18 protein-coding genes are annotated in these 17026 nt (G+C 63.5%); 3 read left to right on the top strand and 15 right to left on the bottom strand.

Annotated features, from left to right (window positions below; translation table 11 throughout):
* Window positions 1-251 precede the first annotated feature (251 nt).
* From QQL28_RS08605 to QQL28_RS08535, 15 genes are all read right to left on the bottom strand, one after another.
* The gene (locus QQL28_RS08605) at window positions 252-953 is read right to left on the bottom strand and encodes an ABC transporter ATP-binding protein (protein ID WP_431309582.1); all 702 of its coding nucleotides are present in this window, start codon (window positions 951-953) and stop codon (window positions 252-254) included.
* Window positions 954-957: 4 nt separating this feature from the next.
* Window positions 958-2238 carry a lipoprotein-releasing ABC transporter permease subunit gene (locus QQL28_RS08600; RefSeq protein WP_027523839.1) on the bottom strand — a complete coding sequence of 427 codons (1281 nt, stop codon included), beginning with the start codon at window positions 2236-2238 and terminating at the stop codon, window positions 958-960.
* Window positions 2239-2312: 74 nt separating this feature from the next.
* Window positions 2313-3632: a proline--tRNA ligase gene (gene proS, locus QQL28_RS08595; protein WP_284263527.1), complete on the bottom strand. Its 1320-nt coding sequence runs from the start codon at window positions 3630-3632 to the stop codon at window positions 2313-2315.
* 151 nt (window positions 3633-3783) lie between these two features.
* On the bottom strand, window positions 3784-5346 hold the full coding sequence (locus QQL28_RS08590; RefSeq protein WP_284263522.1) for a copper resistance CopC/CopD family protein: 1563 nt from the start codon (window positions 5344-5346) through the stop codon (window positions 3784-3786).
* Window positions 5346-5864: a YcnI family copper-binding membrane protein gene (locus QQL28_RS08585; protein ID WP_284263520.1), complete on the bottom strand. Its 519-nt coding sequence runs from the start codon at window positions 5862-5864 to the stop codon at window positions 5346-5348. Before QQL28_RS08585 ends, QQL28_RS08590 begins: the two co-directional genes overlap by 1 nt.
* A 16-nt stretch (window positions 5865-5880) precedes the next feature.
* The gene (locus QQL28_RS08580; protein WP_284263518.1) at window positions 5881-6657 is read right to left on the bottom strand and encodes a DJ-1/PfpI family protein; all 777 of its coding nucleotides are present in this window, start codon (window positions 6655-6657) and stop codon (window positions 5881-5883) included.
* Window positions 6658-6675: 18 nt separating this feature from the next.
* A complete protein-coding gene (locus QQL28_RS08575; protein ID WP_284263515.1) occupies window positions 6676-7119 on the bottom strand; it encodes a hypothetical protein in 444 nt (147 codons plus the stop codon).
* Complete coding sequence (locus QQL28_RS08570; RefSeq protein ID WP_284263513.1) at window positions 7119-7652, bottom strand: copper chaperone PCu(A)C; 534 nt, start codon at window positions 7650-7652, stop codon at window positions 7119-7121. The genes QQL28_RS08575 and QQL28_RS08570 overlap by 1 nt, the downstream gene beginning before the upstream one ends.
* Window positions 7653-7692: 40 nt before the next feature.
* Window positions 7693-10152, bottom strand: coding sequence for a TonB-dependent receptor (locus tag QQL28_RS08565; RefSeq protein ID WP_284263511.1), 2460 nt, complete (start codon window positions 10150-10152; stop codon window positions 7693-7695).
* A gap of 85 nt (window positions 10153-10237) precedes the next feature.
* On the bottom strand, window positions 10238-10612 hold the full coding sequence (locus QQL28_RS08560; RefSeq protein ID WP_284263509.1) for a DUF2946 family protein: 375 nt from the start codon (window positions 10610-10612) through the stop codon (window positions 10238-10240).
* A gap of 90 nt (window positions 10613-10702) precedes the next feature.
* Window positions 10703-11635 carry a copper homeostasis membrane protein CopD gene (gene copD, locus QQL28_RS08555; RefSeq protein ID WP_284263507.1) on the bottom strand — a complete coding sequence of 311 codons (933 nt, stop codon included), beginning with the start codon at window positions 11633-11635 and terminating at the stop codon, window positions 10703-10705.
* Between the two features lie 14 nt (window positions 11636-11649).
* Window positions 11650-11982 carry a copper resistance CopC family protein gene (locus QQL28_RS08550; RefSeq protein ID WP_284263505.1) on the bottom strand — a complete coding sequence of 111 codons (333 nt, stop codon included), beginning with the start codon at window positions 11980-11982 and terminating at the stop codon, window positions 11650-11652.
* Between the two features lie 39 nt (window positions 11983-12021).
* Window positions 12022-13023 (bottom strand): hypothetical protein, encoded by a 1002-nt coding sequence (locus QQL28_RS08545; RefSeq protein WP_284263503.1) that lies wholly within the window; start codon window positions 13021-13023, stop codon window positions 12022-12024.
* Window positions 13024-13078: 55 nt separating this feature from the next.
* Window positions 13079-13453, bottom strand: a complete 375-nt coding sequence (locus QQL28_RS08540; protein ID WP_284263501.1) for a DUF2946 family protein — start codon at window positions 13451-13453, stop codon at window positions 13079-13081.
* Window positions 13454-13670: 217 nt separating this feature from the next.
* Entirely contained in the window at window positions 13671-13958 is a 288-nt protein-coding gene (locus tag QQL28_RS08535) for a hypothetical protein (RefSeq protein ID WP_284263498.1), read from the bottom strand.
* On the opposite strand from QQL28_RS08535, the gene QQL28_RS08530 reads away from it, so the two are divergent.
* From QQL28_RS08530 to QQL28_RS08520, 3 genes are all read left to right on the top strand, one after another.
* Complete coding sequence (locus tag QQL28_RS08530) at window positions 13937-14341, top strand: globin (RefSeq protein WP_284263496.1); 405 nt, start codon at window positions 13937-13939, stop codon at window positions 14339-14341. The two genes, QQL28_RS08535 and QQL28_RS08530, sit on opposite strands and share 22 nt — an antisense overlap.
* Window positions 14342-14481: 140 nt before the next feature.
* On the top strand, window positions 14482-15504 hold the full coding sequence (locus QQL28_RS08525) for a sugar ABC transporter substrate-binding protein (protein ID WP_284263494.1): 1023 nt from the start codon (window positions 14482-14484) through the stop codon (window positions 15502-15504).
* Window positions 15505-15511: 7 nt separating this feature from the next.
* Window positions 15512-17014 (top strand): sugar ABC transporter ATP-binding protein, encoded by a 1503-nt coding sequence (locus tag QQL28_RS08520; RefSeq protein ID WP_284263492.1) that lies wholly within the window; start codon window positions 15512-15514, stop codon window positions 17012-17014.
* Window positions 17015-17026: the final 12 nt, after the last annotated feature.

Raw genomic sequence — 17026 nt, 5'->3', positions numbered from 1 at the left:
CGTCATCCATGCTGGCCCCCGTTCCCCAGCATGGAGTTTGAATCAGAAATTGTCTCCTCTGGGAATCCCGATTCCGGGAAAAAACAACATGCTCTAGATCGATTTGACCAACCGCGCTCTGCCGATCCCACGTGCTACGAGGATGGCATAATACCGGTGATTTGCCCGACGCGTCAAGCCAATTTCGTAAAATACGAAGTCGCCACACCGCCAGCGCGCCGACTCCTTTGCATGGGGTTGTTTTTCAGATTTTAGTCCAGCTCGACCACCTGGCCGTTGGACAGCGAGACCCGCCGGTCCATACGGCCGGCGAGCTCCATGTTGTGGGTCGCGATCAGCATCGAGACTTGCGTCGCCTTGACGAGCTGCATCAGGGCCTGGAACACGTGCTCGGCGGTGCCGGGATCGAGGTTGCCGGTCGGCTCGTCCGCAAACAGCACCCGCGGCGCGTTGGCGACCGCGCGGGCGATCGCGACGCGCTGCTGCTCACCGCCCGACAGCTCGGCCGGGCGGTGGGTGATGCGGTCGCCGAGCCCGAGATAGCCGAGGATATCCTTGGCGCGCTTGACGCTCTCTGACCGCTTCAGGCCGCGGATCATCTGCGGCAGCATGACGTTCTCCAGTGCCGAGAACTCCGGCAGCAGCCGGTGCGACTGGTAGACGAAGCCGATCTCGGTACGGCGAAGCTGCGTGCGCTCGATGTCTGGCAGTTGCGAGGTCGGGGAGCCCCCGACATAGACCTCGCCGGAGTCGGGCGCCTCGAGAAGCCCTGCGATGTGCAGCAGCGTCGACTTGCCGGAGCCTGATGGCGCCACCAGCGCCACCGACTGTCCGGGCCAAAGCGCGAGCTTGGCGCCGTCCAGGATGGTGAGCACGTTCTCACCCTGCACGTACTGCCGCTTTATCTCGTGGAGATAAATGACCGGCACATCTTCCGCCCCCTGCTCCATCAGCCCCTCACTCGTACCGGAGCGCTTCGACGGGATCGAGACGCGCGGCGCGCCAGGACGGGTAGAGCGTCGCAAGGAACGACAGCGTCAGCGCCATGATGACCACCGCGGTGGTCTCGCCGACGTCGATCTCGGCAGGCAGGCGGGACAGGAAATAGAGCTCCGGCGAGAACAATTCCGTGCTGGTGAGCCATGACAGAAACTGCCGGATCGATTCGATATTGAGGCAGATGACGAGGCCGACGAAGAAGCCGACGAGCGTGCCGACCACGCCGATCGAGGCGCCCGTGATCAGGAAGATGCGCATGATCGACCCCTGCGAGGCACCCATCGTGCGCAGGATGGCAATGTCGCTGCCCTTGTCCTTCACCAGCATGATCAGGCCGGACACGATATTGAGCGCGGCCACGAGCACGATCATGGTGAGGATCAGGAACATCACGTTGCGCTCGACCTGAAGCGCGTTGAAGAAGGTCGAGTTGCGCTGCCGCCAGTCGACCAGGAACACCGGCCGGCCGGCGGCCTCCGTCACCGACTTGCGAAACGCGTCGATGCGATCGGGATTGGTGGTGAACACCTCGATCGCGGTGACGTCGTTGTTGCGGTTGAAATAGGCCTGCGCCTCCGGAAGCGGCATGAAGACGAAGCCGGCGTCATATTCGGACATGCCGATCTCGAACACCGCGACGATCTTGTACGGCTTGATCCGCGGCGTCGTGCCCATCGGCGTGACCGCGCCCTTCGGCGCGACCAGCGTGACGCTGTCGCCGGCATGCAGCGACAATTGGTCGGCGAGCCGCCGCCCGATCGCCACGCCCTGCCCTTCGTCGAAATTCTCGATCGAGCCCTGCTTGATGTTCTTGGCGATCGAGGTGAGGTTGTTCAGGTCGTCGGCGCGGATGCCGCGCACCAGCACGCCCGAGGCGTTGAACGGCGAGGACGCCAGCGCCTGGCCGTCGACCACGGGCGCGGCGAGCCGCACGCCGTCGACCTGGCTGATGCGCTCGGCGACGTCCTTCCAGTCGGTCAACGGCGATTCCAGCGGCTGCACCAGGATGTGGCCGTTGAGGCCGAGGATCTTGTCGAGCAGTTCTTTCCGGAAGCCGTTCATGACGGCCATGACGATGATCAGCGTGGCGACGCCAAGCATGATGCCGAGGAAGGAGAATCCGGCGATGACCGAGATGAATCCTTCCTTGCGGCGCGCCCGCAGGTAGCGCGCCGACAACATCCATTCGAACGGCGCGAAGGGCGCGGTTTGCACTGGCTCGGTCATGGTCTCATCCATCGCTCGATAATCCCATGATTCGGGGTCAATTGTGGCCGGATTGCCTGCCCCGCAAATGGCGCGGTGGATAATATTCAGGCGGTCAGGCGAGCAACCGCGTCGGCCGGCGACATGGTCTCGCGCGAGCCGTCGGCGCGCCGCTTGATCTCGACCTTGCCGTCGGCGAGGCCCTTCGGCCCGATCATGATTTGCCAGGGGATGCCGATCAGGTCGGCGGCGGCAAACTTGGCGCCGGCGCGCTGGTCGGTGTCGTCATAAAGCACGTCGACGCCCTTGGCCTGGAGCTCGGCATAGAGCTTTTCGCAGGCTGCATCGACGGCGGCATCGCCCTGCTTGAGATTGAGCACGACGGCGCGGAACGGCGCTACGGCCTCCGGCCACTTGATGCCGGCCTCGTCATGGCAGGCCTCGATGATGGCGCCGGCCAGGCGCGAGACGCCGACGCCGTAGGAGCCGCCATGGATCGGCACGTCGACGCCGTCCGGGCCCGCCACCGTCGCCTTCATCGGCTCGGAATATTTGGTGCCGAAGTAGAAGATCTGGCCGACCTCGATGCCGCGGGTGTTGAGCCGCTTGTCTTCGGGCACCTCCTGCTCGAAGCGCGCAGCATCGTGCACGTCTTCGGTCGCGGCATAGACCGAGGTCCACTGCTTGATGATCGGCGTGAGATCGCTCTCATAGTCGACGTCCTCGCCCGGCACCGGCAGATCGAGCACGTCGCGATTGATGAAGACCCCGGACTCACCGGTCTCGGCCAAAACGATGAACTCGTGGCTGAGATCGCCGCCGATCGGGCCGGTCTCGGCGCGCATCGGGATCGCCTTCAGCCCCATGCGAGCGAAGGTGCGCAAATAGGCGACGAACATCTTGTTGTAGGCGACGCGCGCGGCCGCCTCGTTCAGATCGAAGGAATAGGCATCCTTCATCAGGAATTCGCGGCCGCGCATCACGCCGAAACGCGGACGCTGCTCGTCGCGGAATTTCCATTGAATATGATAGAGATTGAGCGGCAGGTTCTTGTAGGACTTGACGTAGGCGCGGAAGATCTCGGTGATCATTTCCTCGTTGGTCGGCCCGTACAGGAGCTCGCGCTTGTGGCGGTCGGCGATGCGCAGCATCTCCGGACCATAGGCATCGTAGCGACCGCTCTCGCGCCAGAGATCGGCGAGCTGCAGGGTCGGCATCAGCACCTCGATCGCGCCGGAGCGATCCTGCTCCTCGCGCACGATCTGCTCGATCTTCTTCAGCACGCGAAAGCCGAGCGGCAGCCAGGCATAGATGCCCGCCGCCTCCTGCCTGATCATGCCTGCGCGCAGCATCAGGCGATGCGAGACGATCTCCGCCTCTTTCGGATTTTCTTTCAGGATGGGCAGAAAGAACCGGGACAACCGCATGGATACACTCGAAGAATCAGTGAGGGGTTGCAGTGAAACCGGATTGGGAGCGAAAACACAAGGCCGGGAATGAGGAAAACGCGCTAACGCGACGGAATTCCTGTCATTTTTCTGTTTCCTTTAGACGCCGGTTGAGGCCGTTGGAACCTGCCTATCGCGGCGCGACCTCGATATCGTCCTCCAGCGTGACCTTCTCGAAATCGGTCACCAGCGCATCGATGCGCACATGCCAGCGGCCGGCGAATGGCAGCTCGACCTTGCGCACGTGCCAGTAGCCGTCAGGGCCGAGCTCGGCGTCGTATTCGATAGGCTCGATGCCGCGCTCCGGCAGGCTGAGGGTCAGCGTCGCCTCTTTGGCTTGCAGAGGCGTCGCCTCGCCTGTCATGAGCTGGAGCACGAAGTCGTCGGTACCGGCCTTGCCGGGCGACACCAGGACCTGGAACATCGCCTTCTCACCATGGATATGGATCGCCAGCGGCGCCTCCGGGACGATAGCGCGCGGCGGCGGCGTGAAGCGCCAGCCGGCGACGACGGCGAAGACGGCAAGCGCAAGCACGCATTCGGCCAGGATCGAGCGCTTGAGCGCGGGCGCTGTCTTGAGGTTCTTGGCCAGCGCCGGCGTCAGGCGCAAGCGGTTGAATGCGGCCAGCGCCAGCAGCACGGCGACGAGTGCGAGCTTGATCGAGAGGATGACGCCGTATTTGGTCTCGACCAGGGCAGCAAAGCTCTCGAGCTGAATGATAGCCAACGTCAGACCCGTCAGCGCCAGGATGGCGACGACCGGCACGGCAACGCGCGAGAACCGGTTCAGGATCGGCAACATGGCGGCGGTCGGTCTCGACATCAGAACGACCAGCGGCGCCAGCGCGCCGATCCAGAATGCGATGCCGAGGCCGTGGAGAAAGATCGCCGGCCGGGTCAGCGCCTGCGGCGGTGTAGTCGCCGCGTGGCCGCTGCTGGCGAGCGACAGGCCGACGCCGGCGAGCGCGATGGCCGAGAGAACGCGTGCGCCCTGCCCGCCGCGCAGCGCGATTCCGGCAACCAGCATGGCGGCGATCGCGATCAGAAGCGCGGTGCCGGCACTGGTCCGAGATGCAATGGTCCAGGGCGCTGATGTCAGGAATGCGGTGAGCGGCAGACCAAGGAGATCGAGCCCCAACAGGGGAAGCGAGGCGATCGCACCCAGTACGCCCATGAGAAGCGCGCCACGCGGAAGGAGCATTCCGTTGGTCGACCGCGCGATCCAGATCGCAAAGAACACGCCACCGACACCCGCGAAGAGCCCGAGATAGAGCCCTATCCGCATGAGCCAGATCAGCGCGTTCACGCCGCCATCAGCAACCGTGGGGACTTGCGTCGCTGACGGCACGCCGATCGAGAAGATGACCGATCCCGCGACGGGATGGCCGTCCTGCGAGATCACGCGATAGCTGACGACCACCGTACCTTGCGGCAGATCCTGCGGCACCGCGATCGAAATGGTCTCGCCGGAGGCGCTGACGCGCGCCTCATCGCGCACCTTTCCCGTCCCGTCGATCAGCCGGATCGCCCCGGGCGTCACCACCTCGTTGAAGCGCAGCTCGACGCTCTTCGGCGCGCTCGCAACGATGCTGCCATTTGCCGGCTCGACCGAGACCAACGCCGCATGCGCCCACGCACCGGTCGCAAAGCCGATGCAGAGCAGCAGCGTCGCGAGCGCGGCGAGGACGCGCATCAGGGCTTTGGCAGCAGCTTCACGCCGGGCGCTGGCGATTTGCCCTCGTGCGAACGGGCAGCGCCCTCCGCGGGGATCTCGATCCAGCGGCTGACGCCCTTTTCGCATTCCTGCACGACCGGGAAATACAGCGTCGTGTTCGGCTTCAGGCTGTCGGTGAGAAACGTGCTGATCACGAACTCATCATAGTTGTGATCCGGAAGCTTGCCGCCCGACCACACCACCTCCTTGGCACCGGACGAGACCTTGTTGCCGTGGTAATCGTACTCGCCCGTGTACTTGCCCTCGACGACGTCGACGCTCCAGCCGGCCTTCGGCATCGGCTTCACGGCGATGACACCTTCAGGAATCTGCACGCGGATCTTCACCGTCGGCGAGCCGGCGCAGCCATGCGGCACGGCGAACACGGCCTTGTAGGACCCGCCGGCGATGGCCTGCTTGGTTTCCAGCGAGACGTGTGCGCTTGCGGCCGTGGAAATGAGCCCGGCGGAGATGATCAGATAGGTTGCCTTCGACATACGATGCCTCGTGTTCTCAGAGTTTTATTGCGACGCCAGCAGCTCGCGAGACGCGCTCCGCTTCCGAAATCAGTTCCTGCCGACGCTTTTGCACGTCGCCGACCAGCGCGGGCCCGGCCTGCTCGGGCGAGCCACAGTTGAACGGCGGCTTAGGATCGTATTCGAGAAGGAGCTGAATTCGCTTTGCGGTCTCCTCGCCTGAAAGCCGCGCCGCGATGGTCAGCGCGAAGTCGATGCCTGCCGTGACGCCACCAGCGGTCATGCGGTTGCGGTCTTCGACGACACGATCGGTCCGCACCACGGCGCCCATGTGCGCAAGGTAGTCGCGGACGTACCAGTGCGAGGTTGCCTGATAGCCTTTGAGGAGGCCAGCGGCACCGAGCAGCAGGGAGCCGGTGCAAACGCTCGTGACGAGGCGCGCAGCGTTGCCCTGCTCCCTGATGAATTCGACGGTCTGGGTATCCTGCATCGCCGCAATGGTCCCCTTCAGCCCGCCCGGCACGAACAAGACATCGAAACTCCTCGGCGCCTTGTCGAATGTCGCCGTTGGCGCGACCGGCAGCCGGACATCGGTGACGACCGGTTGCTCCGTCTTCGCGAGCAGATGAACCTCCACCTGCATCATGTTGAACGCCGTGAGCGGGCCGGCCAGATCGAGCAGGATCATGTCGGAATGGATCAACAACCCGACTCGCAGGCGGGCAGACGGCGCCGGCTGCGCAAGGGCGGCCGGCGCAATCAGGTTGAGCAAGGACGCCGCCGCCAGGCTCGTGTTGAACTCTCTTCGATCCATACGCCTTCTCCAATGCGTTCAGTTAATCAAGATTGGCGAGACCAAATCGACTTCGTCCGCTTCCGAGAGGCGTATGTTCAATCCCATGTTCCAGCGCCCGCCGGAGGGCACCGATAGCGTGGCGCGCCACTGGTCGTCGCTGGTATGTTCGGCCGTGGCTTCGATCGGCGCGCTGCCCGCTTGCGGATTCGTCAACCTGACCGAGACGCCCATGGCGGCGAGCGGCGCCTCGTCCGTCGTTTCCAACTGGACCGTGATGACGACTGGTCCAGCTCGTCCGGGTGAGATCGTCACGTTGGCCATCGCCTTCTCGGTGTGCAGATGGGTGAAGAAGCTCTCGTCATATGTCGCGGCGGCCGTCGGCGCCGCGGCAATCGATATCAGGACGACCGCGGCGACAACGCCGAGCGCGAGGTTCGTGATGGATCGACGCACCGTCATGGGAATTAAGACCCTACTCATCACATCTTCATTCCCGAGTGATCCGGCATTTTTTTCATGTCCATGTGACCGGAATGACCGGCATCGCCGGGTGCCTGCGCGCCGACGGCCTGGACGTCGAGGGTCACGGCCACCTTGCCGGCCTTCTCGAACTGAAGCGTGACCGGGACCTTGTCGCCCTGCTTGAGCGGCCCCTTCAGCTCCTGCATCATCAGGTGATAGCCGCCCGGCGCGAGCTTGACGGTCTTGCCCGGCTCGATCGCGAGGCCCTTGTCGAGCGGGCGCATCTTCATCACGCCGTTGTCCATCGCCATCTCGTGAACCTCGATCTTGCCGGCGATCTCGGCCGAGACGCTGATCAGCTTGTCGGCCGCGCTCCCCTTGTTCTCGATCGTCAGATAGCCGCCGGCGACCTTTGCGCCGCCGGGCGTGGCACGGCTCCAGGCCTGCGTGATGACGAGATCGCCGGCTTTGACGTCGTCGGCGCGGCAGGGCGCGGCGAACGCCAGGGCCGAGAGCGCGGCGAGCGCGAGGATGCGTGAGAGCTTGTTCATGTGGCTACCTTTCTTTTCATCGTTGCGTCCATCCCACCCGTCAGAAAGTGTACTTGCCGGCAAGAACGAAGGTTCGTCCCGGGAACGGATGGAACAGGAAGTACTGGTAGTTGAAGAGATTATCGATGCCGAAATCGAACGAGAAATTCTTCGTCGCGTTGTAGTGGATTTTCATGTCGACGACGAAGAACGGATCGAACGCCTGGTACACGTGGGGAACGACGTCGGTATTGTCGAGGGTTGCATACTGCTTGCCGGTGTAGCGCGCCGCAACGGTGTAGACCCAGCTCTCGTTCGGACGATAGCTGACGCCGACTTTCGCGCGCCAGTCCGGAACATACGGCACGCGTTTGCCGACGACGGTGGTCGCTCCCGTCCAGCTCGGGTCCGAGATGATCCTGGAATCGACATAGGTCACACTGCCAAAGAGCTGTAGGCCGCTGATCAGGACATTGTCCTTGTCGGCCGACAGTTCGACGCCTCGCATGCGAATGGCGGCGACATTGCTGACCGCCGTCTGGAACGACTGGTTTCCGGCCACGTCCGTCACGGTGGTGGTCTGCGAGATCAGCGCGTTGTTCGTGCGTTCGCCGAAAACCGTGAGCCTGGCCCGGCCGTCCTGCCAACGTCGTTCGAGATTGAGCTCGCCGGTGAAATCCTGCTCGGGCGCGAGCCGAGGATTGGCAAGGTAGGTGACGTTGCTGACGGAAATATTCTGATAGAGTTCCGTCACCGTCGGGTAACGATACGCCTCGCCGAAATTCGCCGTGATATTCCAATCCTTGTTGGGATCATACGACAGCGAGAGCTTTGGCGAGAAATTGGTCGACGAGAGAGAGGGCTGTTGCGTCCTCGTCACCGACGTGATGGCGCCGGCGCCTGTCGCCGTCGTGTTGACGTTGAGACCATCGAGCGCCTGCCAGCTCTCCAACCGTCCACCGAGCGTCAGCTTGACGTTCGGAATGATCTTCCAGGCGTCCTGTACCCAGAGCGCCTCGGTTCGCGTCTCGCCGATGCCCGTTGAGTAGAGCAGCCCGTTCCCCGTCGAAGGAGCCGTGTACCAAACCGTGGAGGCATAGACGGGGTTCTCGAGCCTGTAGCGGTCGCCGTGAACGCCGAAGCTGACCTCATGCGGACCGTCGATCCCGTCGGGACGCCAGATGCCCTTGGCATCTGCATTCTGCCAGTTGGTGCCATCCATCCGCGTCACCTTGCCGTTCAGCGAATAGCCGAGCCCGGGCGAGGCCACGACGGTGTACGGATTGAGAAGAATATCCTGAAGGTAATTGTAGCTTGATGCCGAAAGATCAAAATCAAAGACGCCCTTGGTATCGCTCCGAAGCGAGACGGCGTTGCTCACATGGAGCTCGTCCCAGGTGTACTTGTTGGGAGCAAATCCCGAGAGACCTGCAAATGTCGGCTGGCCCGTCACGGTCGATCTCAGATAGGTCTGCGGCTCCGAGGTCTGGTGATTGTTCCAGACTGCGAACGAATAGGTCGCCTGCACCAGCGGGGTCACGTCGTAGGCGAGCCTGATATTCCCCGACGTCTGCTGCGAGTGCGCCACCGCGCCGGCGCCAACGACATCCGCCACCCCGCCGGTCCGGCTCGGTGCGATGAAGGTGCCCGTCGTCTTGGCCGGGACCGAGCCATTCGTCACGTAACTCAGCGGCTGCTGATAGCTGTCACGATAGTTGGCGCTGATGAGCCACGACAGTGCACCGTCGCGGTTGCCCGCGGCCGCACTGGTCTGGCTGGTGACATAAGTGCTGCTGGTGCCGTACTGGCTCCAGGGCATCACCGAGACCGTTTCCTTGGCCGTCGCAAACGGCTTGTCCGGCATCTTCGAGGTGATCAGCAATACGCCGCCGATCGAGTTGCCGGGGTAGGCCGCGGCGAACGGACCGTTGAGATAGTCGACCCGGCCGATCGCTTCCGGCACGATCAGATTCCACTTCGGCGAGGCTCCCGAGTTGTTGTTGCCGATCAGCGCCGAGATCAGGAGATCGTCGTAATAGATCAGCGTGCGCGCGCTGGAATTCAGGCCCCAGCTTCGCGTCGCCAGCACTGCCTGGTTATCGCCGTCGTGCCGTTTCCGCACGAACAGGCTCGGCATGTATTTGACGGCGTCCTCGGGATCCCTGAGGTTGATCGTCTCGTCGATCTCCTTGGCGGTGATGCTGAAGGAACGCTGGGGAAGTTGATAGCGCGCCACAGCCGGCGGGGTTTCCAGCGAGGCACGAGCGGTGCCGGCGCCCTGCCCGCCGGTGGCAACGGCCGCAGGAGGCCCTTCCACAGAGCTTACAGGTTTCGCGCTCCGGTTTCGCACTGCCGTGACGGCCGGCTTGCGCGGCTTAAGTGGTGCCGCAATTGGCGCATCGACCGTCACCGGCGGCAATGCGCTTTCGCCGCTCTGGGCGGCGGCTCCGCTCAACGACGTGAGCAGCGCGGCCTGAACGGCAACGACGCTCACGCCGCAACGGGCATGACGAAGTAACATTGAAATTTCCTGACGCCGGCTTTCTCTCCGGCTATTCGACAGCAACGATCGCCGGCGGACGCGCCGCCGCGATCACGGGGGGTCGTCAGGAAAATTGAGGTGGTGCGCGCGCCTGCGTGTTCGAGCCGCGGTGGGGCTCGGCGACACGATCTGCTGCGTCGCGCCATGCCACGCATTCGGAAGGTCGGACAGGTGTTGCGAAGACGGTCTGCGGCGCATCGAGAGACGCGCTCGCCTGTGCCAGGCAGCAGAGCGAGCAAGCGCCGGCATGTGAGCCGGGCGGACTGGTCCGGTCGTCGATGCCTGCGCCCGAACCGCCATTCGCGTGGCAGATGACGGCGTTTTGAAGCGGATCGGCGACCACAACGCCGGCTGCCCAGCAGGCGGCGATCGGCGCCAGCACCTGCATCGCCAATGCGATCAGGACCAGGGGTAAGTATTTTTGCAGCCGCGCCCGCATCCGCCGAACCATCCGTTCGCTTACTAACTAGACACGATCCGCCATGGAGTCGAGATCGCTTTTTTCACCAGATTGACGCAGAACAACCATTCAGTTCACCAAGTGTATCGCGGGATGCATCGTGCCAAGCATCCCGACAATGGTCAAAATGGCAAGGCCGAGAGCGAGCTCGACGCTGCTGTTGCGTGTAAGCCAGCGCAGCGCGCCGCACTCGGCCGAGACAAGCCGCGGCGTCAGCACCAGCCGGTTGACCAGGGCGAGCACCAGCATGAGCGTGAACAGGCCAAGCTTGAGCAGCAGCAGCCGTCCATACGCAGTGACGACCAGCGCGTGAACTGAGCCTACCAGGACGGCGGCATTGATGAATCCTGTGAACAGCAGCGTTGCCACGCTGACCATGCCCATGATCGAAAATCGGCCCACGACGTCGCGGGCGAGCGAAATCGCCTTGCTTCGGCGGGCCGCAGCCACGAACAGGATTAATGACGCCAAGCCGCCGATCCAGGCCGCGGTGGCCGCCAGATGCAGCGCATCCGCGGCCAGATGCAGATAGCCTGCCACGCCAGTGGTCGAGCCGGCATGGCCGCTCCAGGCAAGGCTTGCGGCAAATGCGAGCGCAGCCGCAAATCCACCCCATCGCGCGATTGCCATGCGATCATAGACGAGGGAAGCCGCCAGACAGATCGCAAGGCCTGCTCGAAGCGTCGTCACCTGCCCGAACTGCGTTTCGTTGATCACCGTCGACAACACATCCGCGGACATTGCCGCATCGAGCGGCATCCCGCTCATCGAGGCGGCCTGAAGCAATAGCCAGATCGCTCCGGAGACCACCGACATGCCAAGACCGAGCCACGAGACCCACAAGGTGGGAGCCTCGAACGACACGGCCGCGGCCCGTTTCGAACGCGCGACCGGCGCAGCGACGACGGTCCGAAACATGACGTCTCCGACCATGATCGCGGTTGCCGCGAAGTGCACGGCGCGCGTTGCGACCAACGGCGCTTCGGCTGCTGACCAGTCCATCCGCAGTCAGGCCTTCATGGACCGACCTGGAAGGTGAAGCTGCCATCCGTCGTGTGGGTGTCCACGGACAGCACGTGCCAGTTCACGTGGTACGTGCCTGCCCCTCCCGACTTCAGCGGGATCGACATCTGGTTGCCGCTGACGCGCGCCTTGCCGGCGTCGACGCGCTGACCGGAGGGACCCGTGACGCTTATCGAGCTGAACGCGCCCTCCAGTTTCTGGGTGAACCAGAGCGTCACCTCGCGCGGGGGGCTTGCCACCTTGTTGCCGACGCGTGGCTCGGCGTGGTCGAGCTCGGCATGGGCGCTTGCTTTGCCAGGCGCCAGCGAAGTCAGCAAGAGGACCATGAACAGTATCGTTGACCCGAGGGATGAGCGTCGCATCGGTCAATTCCTTGCGAAGGGGTTGGCGGATTGGACCGGGCCACCGAAAAGCGGCTTGCCGATGCCGCGGGGATCAATGTCGTCGAGATAGAAGTGCAACTGTCCGATCACGCCGACATGCGTCCCGCTTTGCCGATTGATCGGAATCAGCGCCTCAACGCCCACCTGAAACTTGCTGCCGACCCAGATCACGCCGGGGTTGATGGTGCCTGTCGTCGTCGTGCCCGAGGTGAGCGTGTTCGCAATCGGTGTTTGCAGATTGGCTTCGACCAGCGGGATCAGGTGATTGACGAACTCCGGTAGGCCAAGATCCACGACGGCGGATTTCAGGTAGGGCATGCTGTACTGGATCGTTGCACCCCAATTCAGCACGCGCGGATGAAATTCGGTATCGGCACCTAAGGCGCCGGAGTCGGGATCGATCCCGAACGTGGTCGTGAAATTCCTCGCAGGAATCGCGTAGCCGACCTGGCCGGTGACGGCGACAGGACGAAGCCAGGAGAACGTGTCCGGTAGGTCGCCGAAGCCTTTGCCGAACCAGAGCATCGGCGTGTACGTGTTGAAGGGATCGGCACCGACATTTTGCGCGCCGGAGCCACCCCATTCGACGTTGAGGCCGACCGACATCACGAATTCATGCGCGGGATCCTTGAAGACCCGGTACTTGAACGTGGTCTCCAGGTTCTGAAATCCGTTGGCGCCGGGGACGGTCGGGTCCGTCGGATTGAGAAAGGTGTAGGTCGAGCCGAACGACACCGCAAAATCCTCGGTGATGCGTTTGGAGAACTCGCCGGAGATGTCGCGCTGCCGGACGGGCGGAACGTCGCCAGTCTTGAAGCTATCGACCGTGGGAATCGACAGCTCATCGTTGACGCCGGGATCATCGATGCCCAGCGTTGCCGGAAAGAAGCGATTGCCAACGAACTCGTGGGCAACGCTTCCCGGATGAGGGACGAGCGCGAGGGCGAGCCCCAGAAGGCCCGCACGCATATGACAGATGGACATTTGAGAACCTCCGCGAAGCTGACATGCGAATTCGGCGGCCGGTTGGCCGCCAGGCTCAAGTCAACTGCGGAGGTGCTCGTGCGCGGGCGTTGGATCCGCGGTGCGATGTGACCGCGGCTGCCGCCTGCTCATGCCAGAGCACGGGCTCGGCGAGCCGGAACGGATTCGCGAACGTGGCCTGCGGCGAATCAAGCGAGGCATTGGCCTGCGCCAGGCAGCAGATCGAACAGCTTCCGGCATGCGTCGCCGGCACATCGGTTTGGCCGGCAGCACCCGCGCCCGATGCATCGGTGCTGTGGCAGATCACCGCATTCTGAAGCGGATCGACGACCGCAAGACCCGCGGCCCAGCAGGCGGCAATCGGCGCCAGCACCTGCATCGCGAGAGCGAGCAGGACCAAAGGCAGGAACTTTTGCAGCCGCGCGCGCATTGGCCGAACCATTCGTTCACCCGGCAACTAAACACCGCGCCGAGCCCGAGTCGAGGTCACTTCGCCGGTCTGCTTGCGCGATCACAAATTTCTCGAAAACTGTGTTCGCCGCGCCCGTCCGCGGGGTGACGATCCGGCATTTGAGGCAGATGCGGGGCGACCTCATATCCACATATTTCTTATATTTGTCATATACTTAGGATGGCAAAAAGTCCGATCATTTCGTCAGCTGCTCGAATTTTGAACAATCGTTGCCGAAAATGATGACAAGTGAGAAAAGTTGATCTAGCATCTCTTTGCTCAGGCTGGCCGCGAGGTCGAAGTCTGGTGGTCCAAGTCTCGGGAGGAGCCCCTGGCGCGCAAAACGCAGCGTCGCCCCGTCAATCAAGATCAAATCGCAGATATCGGGGATAATAGGGTCGACACAATTTTTGAGCGGGGCTAGGGCCCCGCTCTCTTTTTTTGTGCCGGCGCCCAACGCGGGTGGACGCTTCAGCCAATCCAATCGAGAGAAGCTTCGAGCTTGCGGCGACGCGTTGCGACGATCTGACGCCGCTCGTCTATCAGCGGCTGTTTGCCGAGCATCCCGAAGCGCAGGCGATGTTTCGCAAAGACGGCCACGACCTGGTCCAGGGGTCGATGCTCGCACTCACGATCGAGGCGGTCCTCGATTTCGCCGGTGAGCGCCGCGGACATTTCCGCATGATCCAGTGCGAATTGTCCTCGCACGATGCCTACGGCACACCACAAGAGTTGTTCATCGAGTTCTTTCGCGTGATCCGTGATGTGCTGCGTGAGCTGCTGGGCGACGAATGGTCTCCTGATACGGATGAAGCCTGGAAGCAACTGCTCTCCGAGATCGCTGCTTTCGCCGGCATCCCGGCCTAACTCTCTTTGCGTTGCACCAAGGCGCAGCGTCGCTGTCGCGATTGCAGAGTGGGTAGCGTGAACTCATCGATTGTGAGACACTGCCCGCCTTGGTAGCGCAAACAATGACGCTGCCAACGATAAAATCATGGGAGCGAGCGATGTCCGAGACGAAAGATTTCTCGACAACCAGGCGCGATCTTCTTCAGGCGGCAACGACCGCCGGCGCCGCGGCGGCCATCCTCGGCGGCATGGGGATCAACCCTGCACTTGCAGCCGAGATGGGACGTTCGGAGAAGCCGTTGAAGGCGGCATTCTCCAATGCAGGCCTCCAGGCCACCTGGTGTGCGCAGGGCAAGCAGGCGGCGGAGTTCTGGGGCAAGCTGTTCAACGTCGACGTGACCTGGTTCGACGGCCAGCTCGACGCGGTGAAGCAGCGCGCCGCCATCGACAACATGGCCTCGCAGAAGTGGGACTTCGTGGCGATCCAGGCCTTCGGCATCGGCACCCTCACCCAGCCCGTGCAGAAGATGATCGATGGCGGCACGCCCGTCATCGACATGGACACGCTGATCGCGCCGCTCGATCAGATCAACGTGCATTCCTTCCTCGCCCCCGACAACGAGTTCATGGGCGCGTCCGTCACGCAGGCGCTCTGCAACGCGATGGGCGGCAAGGGCAAGATCATCATGACGCAGGGCGCGCTCGGCCATACCGGCGCACAAGGCCGTGCCAAGGGCTTTAACTCGGTCGTCAAGCAATTCCCCAACATCGAGGTGCTCGACACCCAGCCGGCCGATTGGGACGTCTCCAAGACCGCGCGCCTGTGGGAGACCTATTTGACCAAATATCCGCAGATCGATGCGGCCTTCTTCCACAATGACGATATGGCGCTCGCGGCCTACAACATCATGAAGGCGCGCAACCGCACCAACATCCTGATCGGTGGCGTCGATGCCATGCCGCCTGCGATCCAGGCGGTGAGCGAAGGACGCATGTTCGCGACCGTGCGCAATCCCTCCTGCCGCATCCATGGCGGCGCCATCATCGCGGGTGTTGCCGCGGTGGTCGGCGGGGAGAAGAGCGGCCAGGGCATTCCGAAGAGCGTGGTGACGGACGGCCCGGTCGTGACCAAGGCGAATGCCGCCGGCATGCAGTGGATGGAAGATCACTTCCTGATCTGATTCCTCCATGCCCGAAGGCCGTTCGCCGATCCTGGAACTACAGGGCATCACGAAGAGCTTTGGCGGCGTCGAAGCGCTTCGTGGTGTCGATTTCGCGCTGTACGCTGGCGAGATCCATGGTCTCGTCGGTGAGAACGGCGCCGGAAAAAGCACGCTGATGAAGATTATCGCCGGCGTGCACCCGGAATACTCGGGACGCTTCCTGGTCGACGGGAAGGAGACTCGGTTCCGCTCGGCCCGCGACGCGCATGCGGCCGGCATCGCCATGGTGCATCAGGAGCTCAGCGTTGCGCCGGACCTCTCGGTCGCCGAGAACGTCTTCCTCGGCAACCAGCCGACCAGCCGGCTTGGGCTCGTGCAATGGCGGCGCATGGCGCGCGAGGCCGGCGAGCAACTCGCCCGCTTCGGCATCGACGTCGACCCTATGACACGGCTCGGCGACCTCCCGATCGGCCTCCAGCAGCTCATCGAGATCGCCCGCGTGCTGTTCTCCGGTGCGCGCATCGTCATCCTGGACGAGCCGACCTCCGCCCTTTCTCCGCCCGAGGTCGAGCGCCTCTTTGCGACGCTCCGCCGATTGCGCGACGAGGGCACCGGCATCGTCTTCATCTCGCATTTCATCGAGGACATTTTGCGCGTGTCCGACACGGTGACCGTGTTCCGCAACGGGCGGAAGGTCGCCGAGACCGCGGCCAGCGCGACCACCAAGGGCGCCCTGATCGAAGCGATGATCGGCCGCGGCGGCGAGGCGCTCGAGCACAGCTACACCGACGACCTCATGCTGCCGCGCTCCGACGGCGGGCCGGTCGTGCTGAAGGTCGATCAGCTTTCGCTCGCGCGCAGCCTCCAGGACGTCTCGTTCGAGGCGCGTTCCGGCGAGGTGCTGGGCATCTACGGCTTCATGGGCTGCGGGCAGCAGGAGCTGTCGCGCATCCTGTTCGGCAAGCTGAAGCCGGACAGCGGCACGCTGGTCGTCGACGGCGCGCCAAAATCCTTTGCCTCGACCGCGGCCGCGCGGCGCGCAGGCGTGGCGCTGGTGCCCGAGAGCCGGCGCGCCATGCTGTTCCACCAGGAGCCGGTCTACAAGAACATCTCGATCAGCATTCTGGATCGCATTTCGGCTATGCTGCTCAAACCGGCGCAGGAGCGAGACATCGCCAAGCGCCAGGTCGAGCAGTTGCAGATCAGGCCGCCGGTGGTCGGCCTCGACCTCGGCATGCTCTCCGGCGGCAACCAGCAGAAGGTGGCGCTGGCCAAATGGCTGACCTATCCGCCGCGCCTGCTCGTGCTGTGCGAGCCGACCCGCGGCATGGATGTCGGCGCCAAGAACGACGTCATCAACATCGTGCGCGACCTCCGCGCCAAAGGCCTTGCCATCATCGTGCTGTCGACGGAGCCGGAGACGGTGCTGTCGCTGGCCGACCGCATCCTCGTGCTCAAGCGCGGCGCGGTGGTGCGCGAATTCAAGAACGAGCCGGTCAGCAAAGACCGCCTTCTGGAGGCGGCGTGACGGAGAAGCACA

Origin of the sequence: Bradyrhizobium iriomotense, assembly GCF_030160715.1 — a bacterium.
In the GTDB taxonomy this organism is placed as follows: Bacteria; Pseudomonadota; Alphaproteobacteria; order Rhizobiales; family Xanthobacteraceae; genus Bradyrhizobium; species Bradyrhizobium iriomotense.
The sequence above is the reverse complement of the archived record's forward strand: the minus strand, read 5'-3'. Positions and strand labels throughout refer to the sequence as shown.